A 20,899-nucleotide genomic window follows, 5' to 3' on the forward strand; every position below is an offset into this window, starting at 1 on the left:
AAAGATATCAATGAGCGTTCGCTCTTTAATTTCTAATCGGCATTTCGCCGTGAAACTCCATTGTTTAAAAGTATATAGCCGACAGAGCAGATATGGCTGATTTTGTCCGGGAAAGAATTACTGTCTTTTACAGCCTGATAAGTTATGATACAATAAAGGCAAATCACAGAGAGATTTTTTCCTGCATCAGGTATATTCTGTTCAGGAAAGGAGAATCTATGGAAACTGACAATTTCATAATGCTGCCCACTGTGGATTTTTGTTTTACAGAACTGATGAAAAACTGTATAGTGCGAAAAGGGTTTGTCGCTGCGCTTATAGGCATCCCTCCGGAGGAGATAGAGGAGACAACACTTCTTGAGGCATCTCTTGGAGGTGACTGGCCGGATGATAAGCTGGGAATTCTGGATGTCCATGTGCTGCTTGCGGACGGGACCAGGATGAACATAGAAATGCAGGTCAAATACTTTGAATACTGGGACGAGCGTGTTTTATTTTATATGGGAAGAATGTTTACGAGCCAGATAAAAAAGGGAGAACCATATAAAAAGCTGCAGAAGTGTATCCACGTAAGTATTCTGGATTTTATACATTTTCCGGATGATGATGAGTGCTACAGAACCATTCATTTTCGAGATGATAAGACGGGAAAAGTATATACGGATAAGATGGAGATTCAGATTCTGGAGCTGAAAAAGCTGCCTAAGGAAGTGCGTACAGGGGAGGATGTCATTTTGTGGATGAAGTTCTTCAGTGGAAAAAGCAGAGAGGAGTTTGAGCGCGTGGCAAAAGCAAACGAATATCTCAATGAAGCATATAATACACTGAAGACTATGAGTGCGGATGAAAAGAAGCGGCTGGAGTATGAGGCCAGGGATAAGGCTTTGAGGGATTATAACTCGCAGATAAGCAGTGCGGAAAGAAGAGGGGAGGAAAGAGGGGAGGAAAGGACCCGTCAGGTGTTTAAGCTGTATATGCAGGGGGAGACCCCGGAAGCGATTGCGAAAATCTGCGGAATACCGGTGGAAAAAGTCAGGGAAATTATTAGATAATACTACCGGGGATGTAAAAATCCCCGGTAATTGAGTCCGGCCTGCCGGATTGTAATTATTTTGGTGTATTCAAATCTTTATAACACACATCTTCAAACGGAAGATAGATCCGTTTCCGTTCCAGGGAGGACAGATAGATTCCTTTTACCATTTCCAGCGTTTTCCTTCCCTCCATGGCGTCTATGGCTACCGGACGGTCATAGAGTATGGAATCATAAAAGTCCCTGAGCTGCAGGTGGTGGCTGCTGCCCCAGTAATCCGGTCCCACGCTGGTTGTCTCATAGGTGTTCCGAATCTCTGTGTAGCATCCATCAGCCTCATAGAAGCCCATATCCTGAATCAGGCCGCAGCGTCCCTTTTCTCCCTGAAATTCAATGGTGATGGGGGCGTCTGAGGCGTAGGAATTGCAGGCATAGAGGTTGTAGATGCAGCCGTTTTTAAACTGTATGGCAGCTTCCGCGGCATCCTCCACACGCACGGTATCGTGGCAGTGGTTATGTACGCTGCCCTCAATCCATTCAATGTCACTTCCCAGCATATAGCGCACCCGGTCCATACTGTGTATGGCCTGGTCTATGAGTACGCCGCCGCCTTCTCTGTCCCAGGTGCCTTTCCAGTCACTTCCTTCATAATAAGTGTGCGGGCGGTTCCAGGTGAGATAGGAGCGGGCAGAGAGGATGCGTCCGAAATATCCGGCGTCTATGAGTGCTTTCAGCTTTTCCACACTTTTTGTATACCGGGTCTGGAATATAACGCCGAGCTTTCTGCCGGTACGCTGCTGTGCCTCTATCATCCTGTCTGCATCCTGCAGGGAGACAGCCACCGGCTTTTCTGTCAGCACATGAAGTCCGGCCTCCATGGCCTTTACTGCCATGACCGGGTGCAGATAATGGGGAAGGCACAGGTGGATGACATCAATATCATACTGGAGGGCAGTCTCCAGGTCAGTACAGTAATGGCAGTTAAATTTCTCTGCAAAAGCCTTTGCTTTTTCCTCGTCAACATCTATGGCGCATACAAGCTCCACTTGATCAGAGAGACGGTTAAAGGCGTCCTCGTAGCAGACGGAAATTCTGCCGCAGCCCATAATTGCAGCTCTGAGTTTTTTCATTTCATACCTCCGTTTTATATGAGAAGACAGCGGATTTTTATCCGATGAAGAAGCTTCCGTCCATCTCCTGTGTAAAATTATAGTGAATATCAAAAAAATACTTCATAGCACCGTTGTACAGGGCGCTGGAATCCAGAAGGCTGTAACGGACGCTGACGGAATCTACCATGCGGCGGAATCCTGTGGTGCGCAGACATTCCTGGATCTCCTGTAAAAATACGGGGCCAAGGTCCTTCCCTTTTCCGCCGATGATGATCAGCTTTGGATGCACCATGCAGATCAGATTGCACAGTGCCAGGGAAAATTCATCTGCGATATCCCGTATTACTTTGCGGGAGACCACATCCCCATATACACTGGCCTGGCCCAGGTCAGCGTATGTGACAGCAGTTGATTTTTTAAAGGCCGGGCTGCTTCCGGTCTGGGCAATTCTGTCCTTTAAGGAACCCTCACCGATCATCAGCTCCAGGCATCCCCTGTTTCCGCAGGAACACAATTTTCCTTTGGGGTTAATAGAGTAGTGTCCGAACTGGGTGTAAGATGCGCAGGCGTGTCCCAGCATTTCGTTTCGGATAAAGAGTGTGGCACCGATTCCTTTGCCGAAATTGATAAAAGCAAAATCCTTTTCCGAAATCTGTGTGTAGACTTTTTCCGCGTAAGCAAAGCAGGCTGTATCATTCAGGATGTTGACGGAAAAATCTGAGAAATTCCGCTGTATTTCGCCTACAAAATCTTTTTCGGGAAGATTCAGGGTAGTGGCGAAGATCTCGCGTTTGTCCGGGTCTATCATGGCGGGAACAACGATGCAGATTCCAAGGAGCTGTTCCTTCCGAATCCGAGTGAGCACAGTCTGTTCTATGTAATCCCGGCACAGGGGAATGTAGGCTTCCGGTGAGGAGGCTTCCATCTGCATGGGCAGGGAAGAGACCCCTGTAATATCCACCAGGGCTGCATTCAGCCTGTCCTCCTCCAGACAGAGGACTGCCACATAGTATTGTTCTGCGCGGAGAAGCAGGCTGTTGGGCTTCCGCCCCACAGTCGTGCTTCCGCCTGTTCCGGAATCATATACAAACTTCCGGGCAATTAATTCATCCACCAGAGAGGAGACAGCGGTTTTGCTCAGATGAGAGTCTTTGGAAAGCTGCGCTCTTGAAGTGCCCGGATTCTGGTAAATGGAATTGTACAACTGTTTTAAATTGGTATTTTTGATTAATTGTTGATTGACCAGTTTCATAATATCCTGCTTTTCCTTTGCTTTGTTATGATATCGCAGTAACGATTCGTTACCCTTTTGGTTACGTGCATTGCCGCGGTCTGCAGAGATGTCCGATGCAGTACTGCGGACCTTAAAATTTCGTTACTTTAAACATATCACAAAAAGGCATAAGGCACAAATAAATTCATTTTTCCGGGGCGTGCAAACCTGCCCAAATAGGCTGCAGGCGTATTTCAGCCGATATAAAAAGCACGCGGCCTGGGTTCCAGGAAGGAATAATAAGTGTCAAAAAAGTATTTCATGGCACCGTTTAAGTAGGCGTCGCTCTGAAGCTGGGAATATCTCACCCCTGAGAAATCCACCATTCTTCGGAATCCCACATCTCTCAGTGAATGCTGCACCTCCTCCAAAAATAATGTGCCCAGGTGCTGCCCTTTTCCTCCCAGAATAATCAGCTCGGGGTTCACGATGCAGATCAGGTTGCTGAGCGCGAGCGCCAGGTCCCGGGACATTTTCTGCAGAGTGTGGATGGCAGCAGGGTCTTTGTAGAGTGCTGCCTTTCCTAAATCTTCAAATGTGATGGCAGAACGCCCAAGAAGACAGCTTGTCTTCCCTGACTCCTCCAGACGGGCTTTTATCTGTGATTCGGAGAACATGGCCTCCAGACAGCCATGGTTGCCGCATATACATAAAGGCCCCCTGGGATTGACGGAATAATGGCCGAACTGGGTGACAGAACCGCTGGCCTTGCCCAGCATGTTTCCTTCTATAAATATAGTGGCACCGATGCCTCTTCCGAAATTGATAAAAGCAAAGTTCTTTTCCCGAACCTGTGTATATATTTTTTCGGCGTAGGCATAGCAGGCGGTGTCCTCCAGAAGAGCTACCGGATATTCAGGGAAAGCAAAGCTCAGATCATGGATCAGATTGCCGCTCCCTCCGGGTCCGAGACTCAGGGTAGTGGAGTATATTTCATTGCGCACTGCATCTATCATGGCAGATACCACCACACAAATGCCCAGAATCCGCTGGGGATCGTATTTGGACAAAATGTCCTTATAGACGCAGGTCTGGGATAAGGAGATATAAGACTCCCCTTTTTTCAGTGTAAGCCTGGTACTGTACACGGATGTGCCTGCCACGTCCACCACATGTGCCTCGGCAATGTTGTCTACCCAGCTTATGACAATGACGAAATGCTGGTTGGTCCGGGCTTTCAGGCAGTTGGGTTTTCTGCCCACACAGTCAGAGTGGGAGGCACCTTCGTCGGCAATGAAGTCCCTCTCGATCAGCTCGTCAACCAGTGTGGACACAGTGGTCTTGCTTAGATGAGTCCGCCTGGCAAGCTCTGTACGTGAGATGCCGTTCTCAATGTATATGGAGGAGTACAGATGCTTCATGTTGGTGTTTTTGATTACCTGTTGTGTCAGAAGTTTCGTATGCTCACCTCCTTTGGGAGTTAATTGTAAAGTGGTATTATTAATTGCATGCTACCATAAAACGCGGAGATATGCAATATTATTTGTGAAAAGTTACACAAAAAGGGACTGAGATAGATAAAATTGTATAAAATGGTGAATAAAAGAGGAGGTTGGGGATGGTAAGGAGAATACTTTGCCTGGAAATAGTGGAAATAAATTGTAATGTCGCAGGAATAAATGAATATAAGGTGAAAAGTGCACAAAAAAGATTGATATAAAATGTTAAATATGTCTTAAATTACATTACAAAGCAATAAAAATTCAAAAACATATTGACATATACAACATCAAATGCTATTGTATAGCTATCAAATAAATAAATTTTACATTCGTAAAAAGCCGAAAACAGCTGAAAAGCAACAAGGCTTTTAATTTTAAAATTTATTAGTAAGGTCACTGGACAAACAAAAAGAAAAGAGGATGATGAGATGAAAGTGGGATTAATAGGATGCGGAGGAATGGGAACTACCCACAACCTGTCGCTGAAAGCACTGTCATCCAAGATGGATGTTGAGGTAACAGCTCTGGCGGACTGCAGACCTGAATTTCTGGAAAAGGCAGCAGAGCAATGGCCGGATGCCAGACTGTACAAGACAGGTATGGAACTTCTGGAAGCGGAGACGTTGGACAGCGTGCATATCTGCCTTCCCAGTTATCTCCACACAGAACATGCGGTGGCAGCCATGGACAGAGGGATCAATGTGTTCGTGGAGAAGCCGGTATGTCTGACGGAGGAGGAGGCACAGAAGCTTCTGGATGCCAAGGAGAGGAACCACGTACAGGTTATGGTTGGTCAGGTGGTCCGTTCCTTTGATGAATACCGGTATTTGAAAGACTGTTATGAAACCGGCAGATATGGAGAACTGAAATCCATTACCATGCAGAGAGTGAGCGGTGACGCCGCATGGGGATTTGAAGACTGGTTCCACAAAGAGGACAGAAGCGGTTCCGTTGTACTGGATCTGCATGTGCATGATCTTGATTTTCTCAGATATATGCTGGGAGAACCGGATTCCTTTGATGTGAGGGCAACGGCATTCTCCAGCGGAATGATCAATCAGATCTTTACTACATATGAATTCGGAAAAGTATTTGCAGTGACAGAGGGAATCTGGGATATCAGTTCAGCGCTTCCTTTTGAAGCAAGTTTCCATGCGTGTTTCGAGGATGCCAGCATAGTATTTCGAGGACGCGATGAGAAACCTCTGGCAGTTTATAAAAATGACGGCACGGTGGAGTATCCCGAGCTTGAGCGGGAATACGATGTGAAGGATGATTCTGCGGGAATCAACGTATCCAATCTGGGGCCGTACTACACAGAGATCAAGTATTTCATTGAGTGTCTCCAAAGCGGCAGAGAAGTGGAAGTTGCGCCTTTGGAAGAAGGCATCAAATCGGTTCGTCAGGGAATTGAAGAGTGGAGACGGGCAAAGGAATATGTGAACAGGAAATAAAAACAAATATATATTTCAAGGAGGAAAAAATTATGATGAAGAAAACACTGGCGGTTCTGATGACAGCGGCATTGGCAGCATCCTGCCTGACAGCCTGCGGTGGCGGCGGAAGCACAGAGGAGTCCAAGGGCGATTCCGGCAAGGACAGCGCAGACAGCGGGGAAGAGATTACTCTGAAAGTATTCGATGCTCATGCTTACGGCCTGGATGAGTATGCAGAAATGGCGAAAAAGTTTGAAGAATCACATCCCGGAGTTAAGATTGAGGTACAGCACGCTGCCAATGACAGCAATACACTGCTGCAGTCTCGTGTCAACTCAGGGGATATTCCGGATGTGTTTGACGTGGAGTCCGGAACTTCCGCACAGAAATACTATGAATATGCTTACGACTGGACAGATGAGAAAGACGTCCTGGATAAATTTAATGAGGCGGCTCTTGACACAGGAAAAGACGCTGACGGTAAGATCATGTCCCTGCCCTGGACATATGAGAACATGGGCCTGATCTACAACAAAGATCTGTTTGAAAAGGCCGGCATCACAGAACTTCCCAAGACTATGGATGAACTGGAAGCGGCCTGTGAAAAGCTGGACGCAGCAGGTATCACAGCATTTGCTCTTGCTGCAAAAGAGACCTGGGTACTGCAGCAGCTTTCCACACATTTCATGATGGACAAATCCCTGGATGCCAAGGGTGTTGTGGAGAAACTGAACAGCGGAGATCTGAAATTCAAAGATATGAAGAATTTCCAGAACATATTCCGTCTTCTGGATCTGGCTGTAAAATACGGACCGGACAAACCGCTTGAGGTTGACTGGGAGACATGTGAAAACATGCTTGCAAACGGCGAGGCAGCTATCATTCATATGGGTGACTGGTGCCAGTCCACACTGGATTCCTTCAACCCGGATGCGAACCTGGCATTCCTTCCCTGCCCGGTAAGCGACAATGCAGACGATGTAACACTGCTGTCCTCCTGTAACTGGACATACATTGTAAACAAAGATTCCAAAAACCTTGACCTGGCAAAAGAATATCTGGAATATATCCTGACATCTGAAGAAGGACAGAAATGGATGTGTGACGGTGTAGGCGCTGTACCGGGTGCAAAGACAGATATGGATGTAAAAGGTGCTCTTGCTAATGATGCGTCCACATACGTGGAAGAAGGCAAGACAAACGGTTGGATACACACAATTGAGCCGAATGGATATGCTGACATTGTAGGACCGGCACTGCAGGCTTATATGACAGGCGACATGACTGCAGAACAGGTAACGGAAGAGTTCCAGAACGGCTGGGTTGTACAGTAAAGTTGGAAACTGCGGCGGGGTAACGATAACCGGACGGGGCTGTTGCGGCTGCAACGGCCCCGTTTTTTAAAACAGGCGGACGGCATGGACTGCCGCTTTAGAAGGGGAAATTCGGAGGAATGAAAGTGAAAGGCAAAGGAAAAACAAAAGATTTATTGATTTTTGCATTGTTTGTATTTCCGGCAGTGGCATTTGTTCTTTTTTCTACAGATGTGCCGTTTCTGATGAATCTGTACTATTCTGTGTTTGACTGGAATGGAATCAGTAAGGATATGGAGTTTGTGGGACTTCAGAACTTTGTAAATATATTTACCAATGATGCACTGTTTTGGAAGAGTACTGCATTTACACTAAAATTTTCAGTGTTCTATGTTGTGATTGTAAACGTGCTCTCTCTTACGGTAGCACTGGTTATGGCGAAAGAGAAGAAGAGTTCAAGTGTGGGACGTGCGTTTTATTATATCCCGTACATAATCAGTTTGACTGCCATCAGTTTGATCTGGAAATTTATCCTGGGTCCGGGATTTGAAGCGCTGTATCAGGTGACCGGATGGGAGATGTTCAACTGGAGCTGGCTTGGAACAGCAAAACTGGCGTTCTTTGTCGTGGTAATCATGACAGTGTGGCAGAATCTGGGATTTTATATGGTGAACTATATTGCGGGTATCATAGCTGTGCCGAAAGAGCTGATTGAGGCTGCCAAGATAGACGGGGCCAATAAGTTCCAGGTACTCAGAAAAGTGACAGTGCCCCTGATCATGCCGGCGGTATCGATCTGTATGCTTACATCCCTGACCTTTGCGTTCAAGTTATTTGACGTGATCATGGTATTTACAAAGGGCGGCCCGGCAAACTCCACGATTTCTGTGGCGTACAACATTTACAAAGAGGCGTTTGTCAATAATCGGTACGGAATGGCTACCGCAAAATCCCTTGTATTTGTGGTATTTGTACTGATCGTAACAGTGATCCAGCTTAAAGTGACCAAGAGTAAGGAGGTAGAGGCATAATGAAAAAAGCGAGTAAAATCAGCGTTCTTTCCATTATTGTGTTCATTTGTTCCATATTCTGGCTGATGCCCCTGCTTCTGATTTTTATCAACTCATTTAAACCATATAATGATATGCTGCAGGAATTTCTGGCCCTTCCAAAGAGCTGGAGCCTGAATATGTATATAGAGACATGGACAAAGTTTGATTTCCCGTTATTGATCGGCAACACCCTTCTGTATACCATCTGTACAGTGCTGATCATCGCGCTCCTTGCGCCTATGGCGGCTTACAAACTGGCAAGAACAAAAGGAAAACTGTCAGGTGTCTGCTTTGTCCTGATCATTATCCCGATGATGGTGCCCTTCCAGTCCTACATGATCACCCTGACAAGACTGGTGGCAAACATGGGAATGACAGGAAGTAAGATAGGCTATATACTGGTAAGTACAGGACTCTGTATGCCGCTGGCTGTTTATATGATCCATGGATTTGTAAAAAATGTACCGATCGAGCTGGAGGAGTGTGCCTGCATCGACGGAGCCAGCAAGGTGAGAACATACTTTAACATCGTGCTTCCGCTGCTGAAACCTATCCTGACGACCGTTGTGGTTCTGGATACTCTGGCAACCTGGAATGATATCATCACCAACCAGTTGATCGTAGGCGGAAATGCTAAGGCAATGAACATTCAGAATGCGCTTTACATGCAGTTCTCCGCGCAGACAGCGGACTGGGAACACGCTCTTCCGGGTATCGTAATGTCCATGATCCCCAGTTTGATCTTCTTCGTGATCATGCAGAAACACATTGTGGGGGGAATTACGGCAGGAGCTGTGAAGGGTTAAGGAAAAGAAAGAGAGGTATTTTTTATGAGAGTAGGAGTTTTGATAGAGATTTTCCGGGATACGGATGTGGATGCCAAATTCGCGGAGCTGCGTTCCATGGGGATGGAGAGCTGCCAGCTTGTGTGCTGGGATAAGGAAATTATGAATCAGGAGACTGCAGATAAGGTGAATGCAGCTGCTGAGCATCACAAAGTAGATATCACGGCATTCTGGTGCGGCTGGGAAGGTCCGAGAGTATGGGATTTCTATGACGGTCAGCTTACCTTGGGCCTGGTTCCTGAGGCATTTCGTTTCGAGAGGGTGAAAATGCTGCAGAAGGGCATTGCATTTGCCTCCATGATCCATGTAAAGGATGTGGCTACACATGTGGGATATATGCCTGAAAATCCTTATGACCCCAATTATGCAGGCGTTCTTGCATGCCTGAAGGAACTGGTGAAACAGTGTAAGGAAAACGGACAGAATTTCCTCTTTGAGACAGGACAGGAGACACCGGTTACGCTGAAAAGAGCTATCCAGGATATTGAGAAAGAACTGGGCAAAGGCAATGTGGGCATTAACCTGGACCCTGCAAACCTGGTAATGTACGGTAAAGCCAATCCTGTAGATGCTCTGGAGGTGTTCGGCGAGTATGTCATGGGTATTCATGGCAAGGATGGAAGATATCCAACAGACGGTCATATGCTGGGAGAAGAAGTGCCGCTGGGACAGGGTAAGGTAAACTACCCCGCGTTTGTGGCTAAACTGAAAGAGATCGGATATGCCGGAGATATCACCATTGAGCGTGAGATATCCGGTGAGGAACAGAAAAAAGATATTGTTATGGCAAAAGCGGTTCTGGATGAACTGCTGAAATAAAAAAAGAAAAGACACCGCCTGCACGGCTACATGATTTCCGCAAGATACGGAACTGCGCTGCTGCAAAAAGGCGGTGTCTTTTTTTGTTTCGATTCATTTCTGCGGCGTCCCTTTTGCCGGGGGCGTCTCTTCTTTTTCCAGATAAGGCCGGAAGATGCGGTACAGCAGGAAAGAGTCAATATAGGCCGTGAGAGCAAAGCCGAAGAAGAACCAGCAGCACGCGTAAAGCGGCATCAGCTCAAGGTCCTGATAGGTCATGTACATAGGCAGAATCGTAATGACAGCAATGGCCAGCGTAGACGGAAAATGCATGAAGGCAAAGAGAAATGCATTTTTCAGCAGTTTCCCGGCTGTGTTGGCAAAAGCGGCGATCACGGGAAATATATATAGAGCCACAATGACCAAGAGGCCCATAAGTGCCTCTGACATGTAAAGCAGAATTTTGCCGTAGGAGGATGCCCCCTGTGTCTGCATAAGAAAGCGAAGGTTCAGGATCAATATGACGCCCGCCAGCAGAATGCCAAGCCAGATTACCAGAGACTGGAGGAAATTTTGTTTAAACGCACGGAAAAATGTTTTGGATGTGCTGCTGTCATTTCCTTTGACCATACGAAGCGTGCAGTGATACAGCGCTGTTATGGCCGGCCCTATGGTGACAATAGGGATGCAGCAGACAATGAAAAGGAGATTGGCCACCACCAGGTCCCCGATCCTGCTGAGAAAAATGTGAACAACATTGTCTTCGTTTAAAAGATTCATAATTCCCGCCCTTTCTGATATGAACAATTTCGATGTGATTCTAAGGGCTATTCTAGCATTAAATGGTGAAGAATGCAATTGCGGTATGTAATTTTGAGTGAAATAATAGAAAAAACAGGAAAAATGTAAAAAATATGGAATAATGTTATATGTTTTAGACTTAATGTATTCTTGATATGTGAGAATAGACCCGTCATTGTGACGAAAACTACCAAAAGTATATGGAAAACAAAGCATATATAATAATTAAACTGCAAGGAAAAGCCGATGAAATCAACGAAAAATATAAAAATAGCACAAACATATAACATTATGACATATTATAAAAACATATAACCATTTAACATTATTCCATGTGCAACTATAATAAGGCTATCACTCAGAGATACAGCAAAAACTGTTATTCTGACGAAAACTTTAATGCAAAAGGAGGAGCAAGTATGAAATTCAGAAAGGTAGCAGCATTATCACTGGCAAGCGTAATGGCACTTTCACTGGCAGCATGTGGAGGAAACAGCGGCGGAGACAGCAAAGGTACAGATGACACCGAAACAAAAACAGAAGGTGAGAAAACTGACGGCGAAAAGACAGAAAGCAGCAGCTCCAGCGGCGCAGAACTTTCCGTATCCATCTGGGATACCAACCAGGAACCGGGTATCAAAGAGATTCTGGCAGATTTCACAGAGCAGACAGGAATCAAGACAAAACTCTCCGTTGTAAAATGGGACGAGTATTGGACCATGTTAGAGGCAGGCGCACAGGGAGGTTCTCTTCCGGATGTATTCTGGATGCACTCAAACGAGAGCCAGAGATATATGTCCAATGACATGCTTCTTGATCTGACCGACAAGATCAAAGACAGTGATAAGATTGACCCGGAAAACTACCCGTCCGATATCTGGGGCCTGTATACATACGAAGACAAATATTATGCAGTTCCTAAGGACGTAGATACAATTGCTCTCTGGTATAACAAAGCAATGTTCGACGAAGCCGGACTGGAATATCCTACTTCAGAGTGGACATGGGATGACGTGACAGAAGCAGCTAAGAAGCTGACAAAAGAGGACGGCAGCCAGTATGGTATGGCATTGAGAAACGATAACAACCAGGCTGGTTACTATAACATGATCTATGATAACGGCGGAACGGTTATCAGCGATGACAAGAAAACATCAGGATGGGATGATCCGAAGACCATCGAAGCTATGCAGCAGCTGGAAGAGTGGATCAAAGCAGGCGTTATGCCTTCTATCGAGACCATGTCTGAGAACGGTGAAGATGTTCTGTTCCAGTCAGGCAAAGTTGCTATGGTATTCCAGGGTTCCTGGATGCTGGCAGCATATCGTGACAATGAGTACACAGCAGCAAACTGTGATGTTGTAGAACTTCCGAAGAATGCCAAAACAGGCAGAAGATCTTCTATCTATAACGGCCTCGGATGGGCAGCATCAGCAAACGGCGAGCACACAGACGAAGCTTGGCAGCTCATCGAATACCTGGGATCCAAAGAAGCTCAGGAAAAACAGGCTGAACTTGGCGTTACAATGTCCGCATACACAGGTACTTCTGATGCATGGGCAAAATCCGCTGACTTTAATTTACAGGCATACCTGAACATGATGGATGACATGGTTATCAGACCATACTCCAAAACAACAGTTACCTGGGAAAATGAAGACAACGAGATCTTAAAGAGCGTATACACCGGTGAAAAGAGCATGGAAGATGCCTGCAAGGAAATGGCAGAGCAGATGAATGAGAAATTAGCCGAGGAGTAATCAAAGAGAAGCTGAATTGACCGAGGATTAAACTGCAGGCAGGTTCGTAAGAATCTGCCTGTATTTGGAAAAGGAGTGAGTGGCGTGGCTAGTAATGGGAATGCAAAGAAGCAAATGAAAACCAGCAGGGAACGCAGCGAGTTTTTGTGGGGCTGGCTGTTTATCCTTCCAACTGTGATTGGACTGGTTGTTTTAAATATAATCCCGATTTTCCAGACTTTATACCAGAGTTTCTTTAAAACAGGAGACTTCGGAAAAGGAAATATTTTTGTTGGACTTGATAATTATGCAAAGGTTTTCGGAGACCATGAGGTATGGCAGTCTCTGATCAACACATTTAAATATGCAATTGTAGAGGTTCCTTTCTCTATTATAATAGCCCTGGTTCTGGCAGTTTTACTGAACAGAAAAATGAAGGGACGTGGTATATACCGTACTATCATCTTCCTCCCAATGGTTGCAGCTCCTGCAGCGGTTGCCATGGTTTGGAGATGGCTGTTCAACTCAGATTTCGGTCTGCTCAACAACGTGTTCCACACAAATGTAAAATGGGTGTCTGATCCCAAGATCGCAGTATTCTCCATTGCTGTCATCGGTATATGGTCTATCATTGGTTACAACATGGTACTGTTTATATCCGGTCTGCAGGAGATTCCCCATGACTATTATGAGGCGGCAGAGATTGACGGAGCAACAGGCATCAAGAGCTTTTTCCATATTACAGTACCCCTGTTATCCCCCACAATCTTCTTTGTTCTTGTAACACGTGTCATCGGTTCCCTTCAGGTATTCGATTTAATGTACATGGTAATGGATAAATCCAACCCGGCTCTGGAAAAGACCCAGTCCCTGGTATACCTGTTCTACAAATACGCGTTCATCAACAAGAACATGGGCTATGGCGCAACTATCGTTATCCTGCTTCTGATCATCACCATGATCATCACGGTGTTCCAGATGATAGGGCAGAAAAAATGGGTGTTCTACAACTAGAAAGGGGGATGCAGTATGGATAGTATGGAAAGAAAAAGCAAAATGATAAACATCCTCATTCATATAATCTTGATCCTGGTATCAATAACAATGCTGATACCGTTTGTATGGATGATTCTCACAGCGTTTAAATCAGTGACAGAGGCAACATCCGTTAACCCCTTTGTCATCTTCCCGAAGGTATGGAGAACAGATGCATTTACCTCCGTTATGGAGAACATGAACTTCCTGATCCTGTATAAGAATACACTGCTTCTGATCCTGTTCCGTGTTATCTGCGCGGTACTGACAGCTACTTTGGCAGGTTATGCTTTCGGACGTCTGCATTTTAGAGGAAGAGACTTCTGTTTCTCCCTGGTACTTCTGCAGATGATGGTTCCGGTTCAGATCTTCATCATTCCCCAGTACCTGATGGTAAGTAAAATGGGAATGCTGAATACTATTTTCGCACTGGTATTCCCCGGTATGGTTACCGCATTCGGTACCTTCCTGCTCCGCCAGGGCTACATGGGACTTCCTAACGACCTGGAAGAAGCAGCAAGGCTGGATGGATGTAATATCGGACAGACATTTCTCTATATCATGGCACCGCTTACCCGGTCCAGCATGGTTGCCCTGGGAATCTTTACGGCAGTGTTCGCGTTCAAAGACCTGATGTGGCCGATGATCGTCAACACAGACAAGGATATGCTGGTTCTGTCTTCCGCACTTGCAAAAATGCAGGGACAGTATACTTCAAAATTCCCGGAACTGATGGCAGCTTCCCTGATTGCCTGTATTCCGATGATCGTCCTCTATATGATCTTCCAGAAACAGTTCATCGAAGGTATTGCAACCAGCGGTGGTAAACTTTAAGAAAATCAAGGCCGGCGTAATAAGGTGTTATTGCGCCGGCCTGTTTTTAAAATCCGGCCGCACTCAATGAAATAACTAAGCGCGGATCGAAATAAAAGGAGAAGAATATGGCGATTAGATTTCATGAAAAGACAAAAGAATTTCATATTTTTAATGGAGAAGTAAGTTATCTCATGAGGATCATGGAAAATGGACAGTTGGAGAATCTGTATTACGGAAAGGCTGTCCGCGATAAGGAGGACTTCAGCTATCTTCACGAGGAAGCCATGCGCTCCCAGATGTCCGTTTGCATTCCGGAGCCGGGTATTTTATCCATGCAGTATACAAGGCAGGAATATCCGGTGTATGGAACCGGCGACTACAGAAGCCCTGCTCTCACGATTCTGCAGGAAAACGGCAGCAGAATCGTGGACTTTTCCTATGTATCTCATGAGATTTACAGAGGAAAGAAAGCGATCACGCCTCTTCCGGCTACCTATACGGAGTCTGAGGATGAGGCAGAGACGCTGGAAGTCACACTTCACGATGATGTGACAGATACAGATATGGTGCTTTCCTATACGATCTATGAGGACTATCCGGTGATCACCCGAAATGTCCGTTTTGAGCAGAAAGGTGCACAGAAGATTGTCCTGGAGCGGGCCATGAGTGCCAGTGTGGAATTTTTGGATATGGATTATGAGTTGGTGCAGTTATCCGGCGCATGGTCCAGAGAGCGGTATGTGAAAAACAGAAGGCTGGATATGGGTATTCAGTCTGTGCATGGGTCAAACGGCACATGCAGCGGCGCGGAACACAACCCGTTCATCGCACTGAAACGCCCCCACACCACAGAGAACCAGGGTGAGGTCTACGGATTCAGCCTGGTGTACAGCGGAAACTTCCTGGCACAGGCAGAAGTCTCCACGTTTGATATGACAAGGGTTATGCTGGGTATCAATCCGGAGGATTTTGCATGGGAGCTTGGTCAGGGCGAGAGCTTCCAGACACCTGAGGTGGTTATGGTATACAGCGACCAGGGCCTGAATAAGATGAGCCAGGCATACCACAGACTGTACAGGAAACGTCTCATGAGGGGTACCTGGAGAGACAAGGCGCGCCCAATCCTGCTCAACAACTGGGAAGCCACATATTTTGATTTTAATGAGGAAAAAATATTAACCATAGCAAAGAAAGCAAAAGAGGCCGGTGTGGAGCTGTTCGTCCTTGACGATGGATGGTTCGGGGCCAGGAATGATGACTACAGAGGTCTTGGCGACTGGTACGTCAACCTTGAAAAGCTGCCGGACGGCATCTCCGGTCTTTCACGTAAGGTGGAGGAGCTGGGGCTGAAGTTTGGTCTCTGGGTGGAACTGGAGATGGTGAACAAGGACAGTGACCTGTACCGGGCACATCCGGACTGGCTGATCGGTGTGCCGGGCCGCTTTGAGTCACACGCAAGGCATCAGCATGTACTTGACTTCTCCAGAAAAGAAGTGGTAGATTATATCTACGAAATGATCTCTAAGATACTGCGGGAATCCTCCATCTCCTACATCAAGTGGGATATGAACCGTTATATGACAGAGCCTTTCAGCAGAGGGGCAGACGCCTCCCAGCAGGGTAAGGTGATGCATAAATACATTTTGGGCGTGTATGACCTGTATACCCGCCTGACCACAGAGTTCCCTGACATCCTGTTTGAATCCTGTGCCAGCGGCGGAGCCAGGTTTGATCCGGGCATGCTGTATTTTGCGCCGCAGACCTGGACCAGTGATGATACGGATGCCAGTGAGAGGACCAAGATCCAGTACGGTACTTCTTATGTATATCCTGTTGTCAGCATGGGCTCCCACGTGTCAGCAGTGCCGAACCATCAGATGCACCGTATGACGCCCATCGAGACAAGGGCGAATGTGGCGTACTTCGGAACATTCGGCTATGAACTGGATCTGAACCTGCTGTCAGAGGCAGAACTGGAGAGCGTGAAAAAGCAGGTTGCGTTCATGAAGGAATACAGGGAGCTGATTCAGGTGGACGGCGATTTCTACCGTCTGCTGAGTCCTTTTGAGGGAAATGACACGGCATGGATGGTAGTGGCCCGGGATAAATCCCAGGCAGTTGCCGCGTTCTACCAGAGAATGAACAAGGTAAATGCATCCTGGCTCAGGCTGAAGCTCCAGGGACTGGATGCGGATACACTGTATGAGGTGAGCTGTGATCTGGCTCCTTCCGCATCTTATGATGACAATATAGCGAAAATATATGGATTACGAACAGATGAAGATATGGTGAAAACCTACTGCGCATACGGCGATGAGCTGATGCAGGTGGGTATACCGATTGACAGGGAAGATTTGAACAAAAAGGGCGGAGATTTTGCATCCCTGCTCTATACCCTGAAAAAGGTAACTGACTAGAATGATGCGGCGGGAATGTTCAGGGTAGTGTTCCCGGACATTTCCGCCGTTTTTTAACTGCGGCAATGGTGTTTGTCCATTGTCATCTATGCATGCAGAAGGAGGGATTGCGTTGAAACACACAACCGGATTTACGAGTTCGGCCAGATACAGATGCCTGGAAGATTTGCAGAGGGAAGCTGTGGAGCTATGTCTTATTTACTGCGGCTGGGAATACTGCGACCCGGGGCACCGTTTCGGGCCGAATAAGAGGACTTCTTATGTATTGCATATTGTGAGGGAAGGTAAGGGAACTCTGGAGATATATAAAAAGAAATATAACCTGAGCGCAGGGGACGCGTTCCTGATTCCGCCCAGCACGGAGGCATGGTATGAGGCTGACCAGGATGACCCGTGGTCTTATATGTGGGTGGGCTTTACCGGGTTTAAGGCTGAGGAATGTGCCAACGGTGCGGGATTTTCAGTGAAGACGCCTGTGCATAAGGTTGAGTGTATGGGGGTGCTGAATGAATATATTGATGCAATGCTGGAGGCGCACCAGCTCTCCTACACGGACGAGCTGAGGAGAAACGGGCTTCTGATGCTGTTTTTTTCCGCGCTGATTGACGAGCACAGGAAGAATATTCCGGGTTCGGGCAGTCCGCATCCGTATCCCGGTTCTGTGTATGTGAAACATGCAATGGAGTATATTTCCTTTAATTATAACCAGAAGATCAAGATCAATGAGCTTGCGGATTACATTGGTGTGAACCGGAGTTATCTGACAAGCAGCTTCAAGAAAGCCATAGGATGTTCACCCCAGGAATATCTGGTGAACCTGCGTATGGAAAAAGCAAGGTCCCTGCTGAAGAACACAGATATGCAGATCAATGCCATTGCCAATTCCGTGGGCTATGTGGATCAGCTGGCTTTTTCCAAAATATTTAAACAGCATTATGGAATGAGCCCGAGAGCTTACAGAGAGGAAGAAGAAGAACTGGTGATCAAAAATAAAAAAGGTGATTATGAGGGAGCGCCCTTATAAGGGAAAAAGATATCCGCCGGCAGAGATGCCGGCGGGTATCTTTTTCCCTATTATCCCTCTTTTCGATAGGCGGCAGGTGAGAGGCCGAAGTATTTCTTGAACATGGCAGAGAACTGAAAGGGGCTGGAAAAGCCCACTGACGCGGCAATGGTCGACACGGGCTGTTCTGTTCTGAGAAGCAGGGTGGAGGCACGTTCCATTCTCAGCGCTTTTAAATATTCCCTGGGAGTCTGCCCATAGGCTGCCTTGAAAACAGAACACAGGTAATTGGGATGAATATGGAGTACATCCGCCACATCCTGTATTTTGATGGGCTCGCTGTAGCAGGAGTCAATAAAGGCCCTGGCATCCTGCGCATAATCTTTTTCCCGGATGGAGGAGGGACAATGGCAGGCCTGTGTTTCAATCAGGCGTGCGAACAGGTGGAGCATACGGCTGTTCACTTCCAGACATTTCTCCGGCTGGGAGACAGGGAAAAACTGTTCGCCGGGATACTCATTTCTGCTGTAGGACCTGACATTCTGCAGCCGGGGATCTGTGACAGTGAGTATAGATAATATCAGGCGCTCCAGTTCATCCGGGGGCAGGCAGATATCCGTAACCCTGTCTTTGCCGAACAGCATTTCCACAAAGGGGCTGCGGGAATCGCAGAAAAAACCGATCCAGGTGTATTTCCATGGGTCTGTGCGGGAGGCCTGATAGTGCCCGGAAGTGCCGGAGGGGATATAGAAAGCCTGTCCGGCGCGGACGTTGTAGGTTCTTCCCTCAGTCTCCAGAGTGCCGCTGCCTTTCAGGACAAAATGGATGAGGTGGTAGGGTTTCATATAAAATCCATACTGATAGCCGGGACTGCACTCCTGGATGCCGCAGTGGTTGAACTGCAGGGACAGGAGACTGACGGCAGTCCGGTGGATCAAAAGGTCCCTGTTTCCGAGCATAACAGCACTTCCTTTCTCTTGTATTGTGGATGATAGTCTGCTCCGGCTTTCGTGCTGGGTTTCGCAGGACTTTGAATAGTGATATTTTATCACGGGAGGCAGTAAAATTCGAGGGGATGTGGCGAAGATGTTGGATTTTGACAGGTATTTCTTAGAAAACCATATGTCCATTTTGCGGAGGGTCTGTTATCCTTCAAACAGGTAATAAACTGGGGAAAGGAAGTGCTCAAATTGGAAGTGATGGAAGTCAGAGATTTGAAAAAGGAGTATAGGACTGTCAAAAAGGAGGAGGGAATCCGGGGGAGTATCCGCCATCTTATCAAACCCAGGTATGGGAAAAAGGAGGCTGTGAAGGGGGTGTCTTTTTCCATTGCGCAGGGGGAGAGTGTGGCGTTTTTGGGCGCAAACGGGGCCGGGAAATCCACCACGATCAAGATGCTCACAGGGATTCTGAAGCCCAGCGGGGGTGAGGTGTCCATTATGGGAAAGAACCCGTTTTGTGACAGGATGGAGAACGCGAAGAAGATCGGTGTGGTATTTGGACAGAAGACACAGCTTTGGTGGGATATTCCGGTGATCGAGACTTTTCGGCTGCTGAAAAATATCTATGAGATACCGGATGACAGGTACGAAAAAAATATGCGGGAATTCCGGGAGATTCTGGATTTGGACGCATTTCTGGGGCAGCCGGCCAGGAAGCTCTCGCTGGGGCAGCGGGTGCGGGCAGATATGGCGGCGGCACTTCTGCATGAGCCGCCAATCCTCTTTCTGGATGAGCCTACCATTGGACTTGATGTGGCGGTGAAGCAGAAGATTTATGCGTTTCTGCGAAGAATCAATGAGGAGAAGAATACGACGATTCTGCTGACCAGCCATGACCTGAATGACCTGGAATCCCTGTGCGGGCGTTTGATCATTCTGGAGCAGGGGGAGATTTTATTTGATGACAGGATGGATAAGATTTTTGAACAGTATCCTGAAGGGACCACGCTGGAGCAGATCGTGATCGGGCTTTTTAACAGGAGGAGCTGCGGATGAAGAAGTACATGGCTTATATGCGGTGCGGGTTTTTGGAGGGATGTGCGTACCGGAGCAATTTTATTACGGGGATGCTGGCTAATTTTATCCAGGCTGCAGTGCTCTATTATGTATGGAGGAGTATTTTCAGGTATCAGGGGGTGGTAAATGGGTATACCTGGGAAATTATGAGAAAGTATGTGTTTGTAGCCTTTTTGTGTAACTGTTCCTTTTCTTTTGGATTTGAGATGAATACGGCGAAGAGGATCATAAAGGGGGATATCATTCTTGATCTGCTCAAGCCGGTGCCTTACAGGGGAATGCTTTTTTTCAGGATGCTGGGGACAGCCGGGATGGAATTCGGGGTGACGCTGATACTTGTCGGGTGTCTGTATCTGTCGGTGAACGGTGCGGCGGGAATCCGTTTGGAGAGGGTACTGCTGTTTTTGGTGTCCCTGTTTTTGGGAATGGGGATAAAGTTTGGGATACAGTATTTGTTTTCCCTGCTGTGTTTTTATACGGATAATTCTTATGGGGTGACTAAGGCCAGGGAGGTGCTGACCAACTTTTTTTCCGGGGCGATCCTGCCGCTTGTGATGTTTCCCGGGGGGCTTAGAAGGGTTGTGGAGGTGCTGCCTTTTCAGGGAATCGTATTTACGCCATGCAGCATTTTTATAGGGACTTTTTCCATGGAGGAGAGTCTTCGGGGGATTGCGGTGCAGGCTGTTTGGATTGGGATTTTGTGGGTGTGCGGGGCACTTTTTTGGAAGAAAGCATCAGGGGTCATTTCCCTGTATGGAGGGTGAGA

The 20,899-nt window shown here is 47.0% G+C and carries 18 protein-coding genes; 13 read left to right on the forward strand and 5 right to left on the reverse strand.

Annotation, left to right across the window (positions count from 1 at the left end; all coding sequences use genetic code 11):
• The first annotated feature begins 218 nt into the window (after positions 1–218).
• The gene (locus tag WMO65_RS16380; RefSeq protein WP_148391787.1) at positions 219–1,052 is read left to right on the forward strand and encodes an Rpn family recombination-promoting nuclease/putative transposase; all 834 of its coding nucleotides are present in this window, start codon (positions 219–221) and stop codon (positions 1,050–1,052) included.
• Between the two features lie 55 nt (positions 1,053–1,107).
• Here the strand turns inward: WMO65_RS16380 and WMO65_RS16385 are convergent, their stop codons facing one another.
• The 3 genes from WMO65_RS16385 to WMO65_RS16395 form a co-directional block, all read right to left on the reverse strand.
• The gene (locus tag WMO65_RS16385) at positions 1,108–2,163 is read right to left on the reverse strand and encodes a Gfo/Idh/MocA family protein (RefSeq protein WP_148391788.1); all 1,056 of its coding nucleotides are present in this window, start codon (positions 2,161–2,163) and stop codon (positions 1,108–1,110) included.
• A gap of 37 nt (positions 2,164–2,200) precedes the next feature.
• Positions 2,201–3,397, reverse strand: a complete 1,197-nt coding sequence (locus WMO65_RS16390; protein WP_148391789.1) for an ROK family transcriptional regulator — start codon at positions 3,395–3,397, stop codon at positions 2,201–2,203.
• Between the two features lie 215 nt (positions 3,398–3,612).
• Positions 3,613–4,779, reverse strand: a complete 1,167-nt coding sequence (locus WMO65_RS16395; RefSeq protein ID WP_052099514.1) for an ROK family transcriptional regulator — start codon at positions 4,777–4,779, stop codon at positions 3,613–3,615.
• A gap of 509 nt (positions 4,780–5,288) precedes the next feature.
• On the opposite strand from WMO65_RS16395, the gene WMO65_RS16400 reads away from it, so the two are divergent.
• The 5 genes from WMO65_RS16400 to WMO65_RS16420 all read left to right on the forward strand — a co-directional run bounded on the left by WMO65_RS16400 (position 5,289) and on the right by WMO65_RS16420 (position 10,325).
• Positions 5,289–6,314: a Gfo/Idh/MocA family protein gene (locus WMO65_RS16400; RefSeq protein WP_033141692.1), complete on the forward strand. Its 1,026-nt coding sequence runs from the start codon at positions 5,289–5,291 to the stop codon at positions 6,312–6,314.
• A gap of 32 nt (positions 6,315–6,346) precedes the next feature.
• Positions 6,347–7,630 carry an ABC transporter substrate-binding protein gene (locus WMO65_RS16405; protein ID WP_186971088.1) on the forward strand — a complete coding sequence of 428 codons (1,284 nt, stop codon included), beginning with the start codon at positions 6,347–6,349 and terminating at the stop codon, positions 7,628–7,630.
• 119 nt (positions 7,631–7,749) lie between these two features.
• Positions 7,750–8,640: a carbohydrate ABC transporter permease gene (locus tag WMO65_RS16410; protein WP_033141693.1), complete on the forward strand. Its 891-nt coding sequence runs from the start codon at positions 7,750–7,752 to the stop codon at positions 8,638–8,640.
• On the forward strand, positions 8,640–9,467 hold the full coding sequence (locus WMO65_RS16415) for a carbohydrate ABC transporter permease (protein ID WP_054351579.1): 828 nt from the start codon (positions 8,640–8,642) through the stop codon (positions 9,465–9,467). Before WMO65_RS16410 ends, WMO65_RS16415 begins: the two co-directional genes overlap by 1 nt.
• Positions 9,468–9,491: 24 nt before the next feature.
• Positions 9,492–10,325, forward strand: coding sequence for a sugar phosphate isomerase/epimerase family protein (locus WMO65_RS16420; RefSeq protein WP_148391791.1), 834 nt, complete (start codon positions 9,492–9,494; stop codon positions 10,323–10,325).
• Between the two features lie 93 nt (positions 10,326–10,418).
• On the opposite strand, the gene WMO65_RS16425 is transcribed toward WMO65_RS16420, so the two are convergent.
• Entirely contained in the window at positions 10,419–11,084 is a 666-nt protein-coding gene (locus WMO65_RS16425) for a YesL family protein (RefSeq protein WP_148391792.1), read from the reverse strand.
• A 440-nt stretch (positions 11,085–11,524) separates the two neighbouring features.
• Here WMO65_RS16425 and WMO65_RS16430 point away from each other — a divergent pair, with 440 nt between their 5' ends.
• The 5 genes from WMO65_RS16430 to WMO65_RS16450 all read left to right on the forward strand — a co-directional run bounded on the left by WMO65_RS16430 (position 11,525) and on the right by WMO65_RS16450 (position 18,136).
• Entirely contained in the window at positions 11,525–12,865 is a 1,341-nt protein-coding gene (locus WMO65_RS16430; protein ID WP_033141696.1) for an ABC transporter substrate-binding protein, read from the forward strand.
• Between the two features lie 114 nt (positions 12,866–12,979).
• Positions 12,980–13,858, forward strand: coding sequence for a carbohydrate ABC transporter permease (locus tag WMO65_RS16435; protein ID WP_054351581.1), 879 nt, complete (start codon positions 12,980–12,982; stop codon positions 13,856–13,858).
• Positions 13,859–13,873: 15 nt separating this feature from the next.
• The gene (locus WMO65_RS16440) at positions 13,874–14,713 is read left to right on the forward strand and encodes a carbohydrate ABC transporter permease (protein WP_033141698.1); all 840 of its coding nucleotides are present in this window, start codon (positions 13,874–13,876) and stop codon (positions 14,711–14,713) included.
• Between the two features lie 107 nt (positions 14,714–14,820).
• Positions 14,821–17,112, forward strand: a complete 2,292-nt coding sequence (locus WMO65_RS16445; protein ID WP_033141699.1) for an alpha-galactosidase — start codon at positions 14,821–14,823, stop codon at positions 17,110–17,112.
• 112 nt (positions 17,113–17,224) lie between these two features.
• Positions 17,225–18,136: an AraC family transcriptional regulator gene (locus WMO65_RS16450; protein ID WP_033141700.1), complete on the forward strand. Its 912-nt coding sequence runs from the start codon at positions 17,225–17,227 to the stop codon at positions 18,134–18,136.
• A gap of 50 nt (positions 18,137–18,186) precedes the next feature.
• On the opposite strand, the gene WMO65_RS16455 is transcribed toward WMO65_RS16450, so the two are convergent.
• Positions 18,187–19,074, reverse strand: coding sequence for an AraC family transcriptional regulator (locus WMO65_RS16455; protein ID WP_033141701.1), 888 nt, complete (start codon positions 19,072–19,074; stop codon positions 18,187–18,189).
• A 240-nt stretch (positions 19,075–19,314) separates the two neighbouring features.
• Here WMO65_RS16455 and WMO65_RS16460 point away from each other — a divergent pair, with 240 nt between their 5' ends.
• Together WMO65_RS16460 and WMO65_RS16465 are read left to right on the forward strand one after the other, a co-directional pair.
• The gene (locus tag WMO65_RS16460; RefSeq protein ID WP_227210902.1) at positions 19,315–20,112 is read left to right on the forward strand and encodes an ABC transporter ATP-binding protein; all 798 of its coding nucleotides are present in this window, start codon (positions 19,315–19,317) and stop codon (positions 20,110–20,112) included.
• Positions 20,109–20,897: an ABC transporter permease gene (locus WMO65_RS16465; protein WP_148391794.1), complete on the forward strand. Its 789-nt coding sequence runs from the start codon at positions 20,109–20,111 to the stop codon at positions 20,895–20,897. Before WMO65_RS16460 ends, WMO65_RS16465 begins: the two co-directional genes overlap by 4 nt.
• Positions 20,898–20,899 lie beyond the last annotated feature (2 nt).

It is taken from the genome of Blautia caccae (genome assembly GCF_040095955.1).
GTDB lineage: Bacteria > Bacillota > Clostridia > Lachnospirales > Lachnospiraceae > Blautia > Blautia celeris.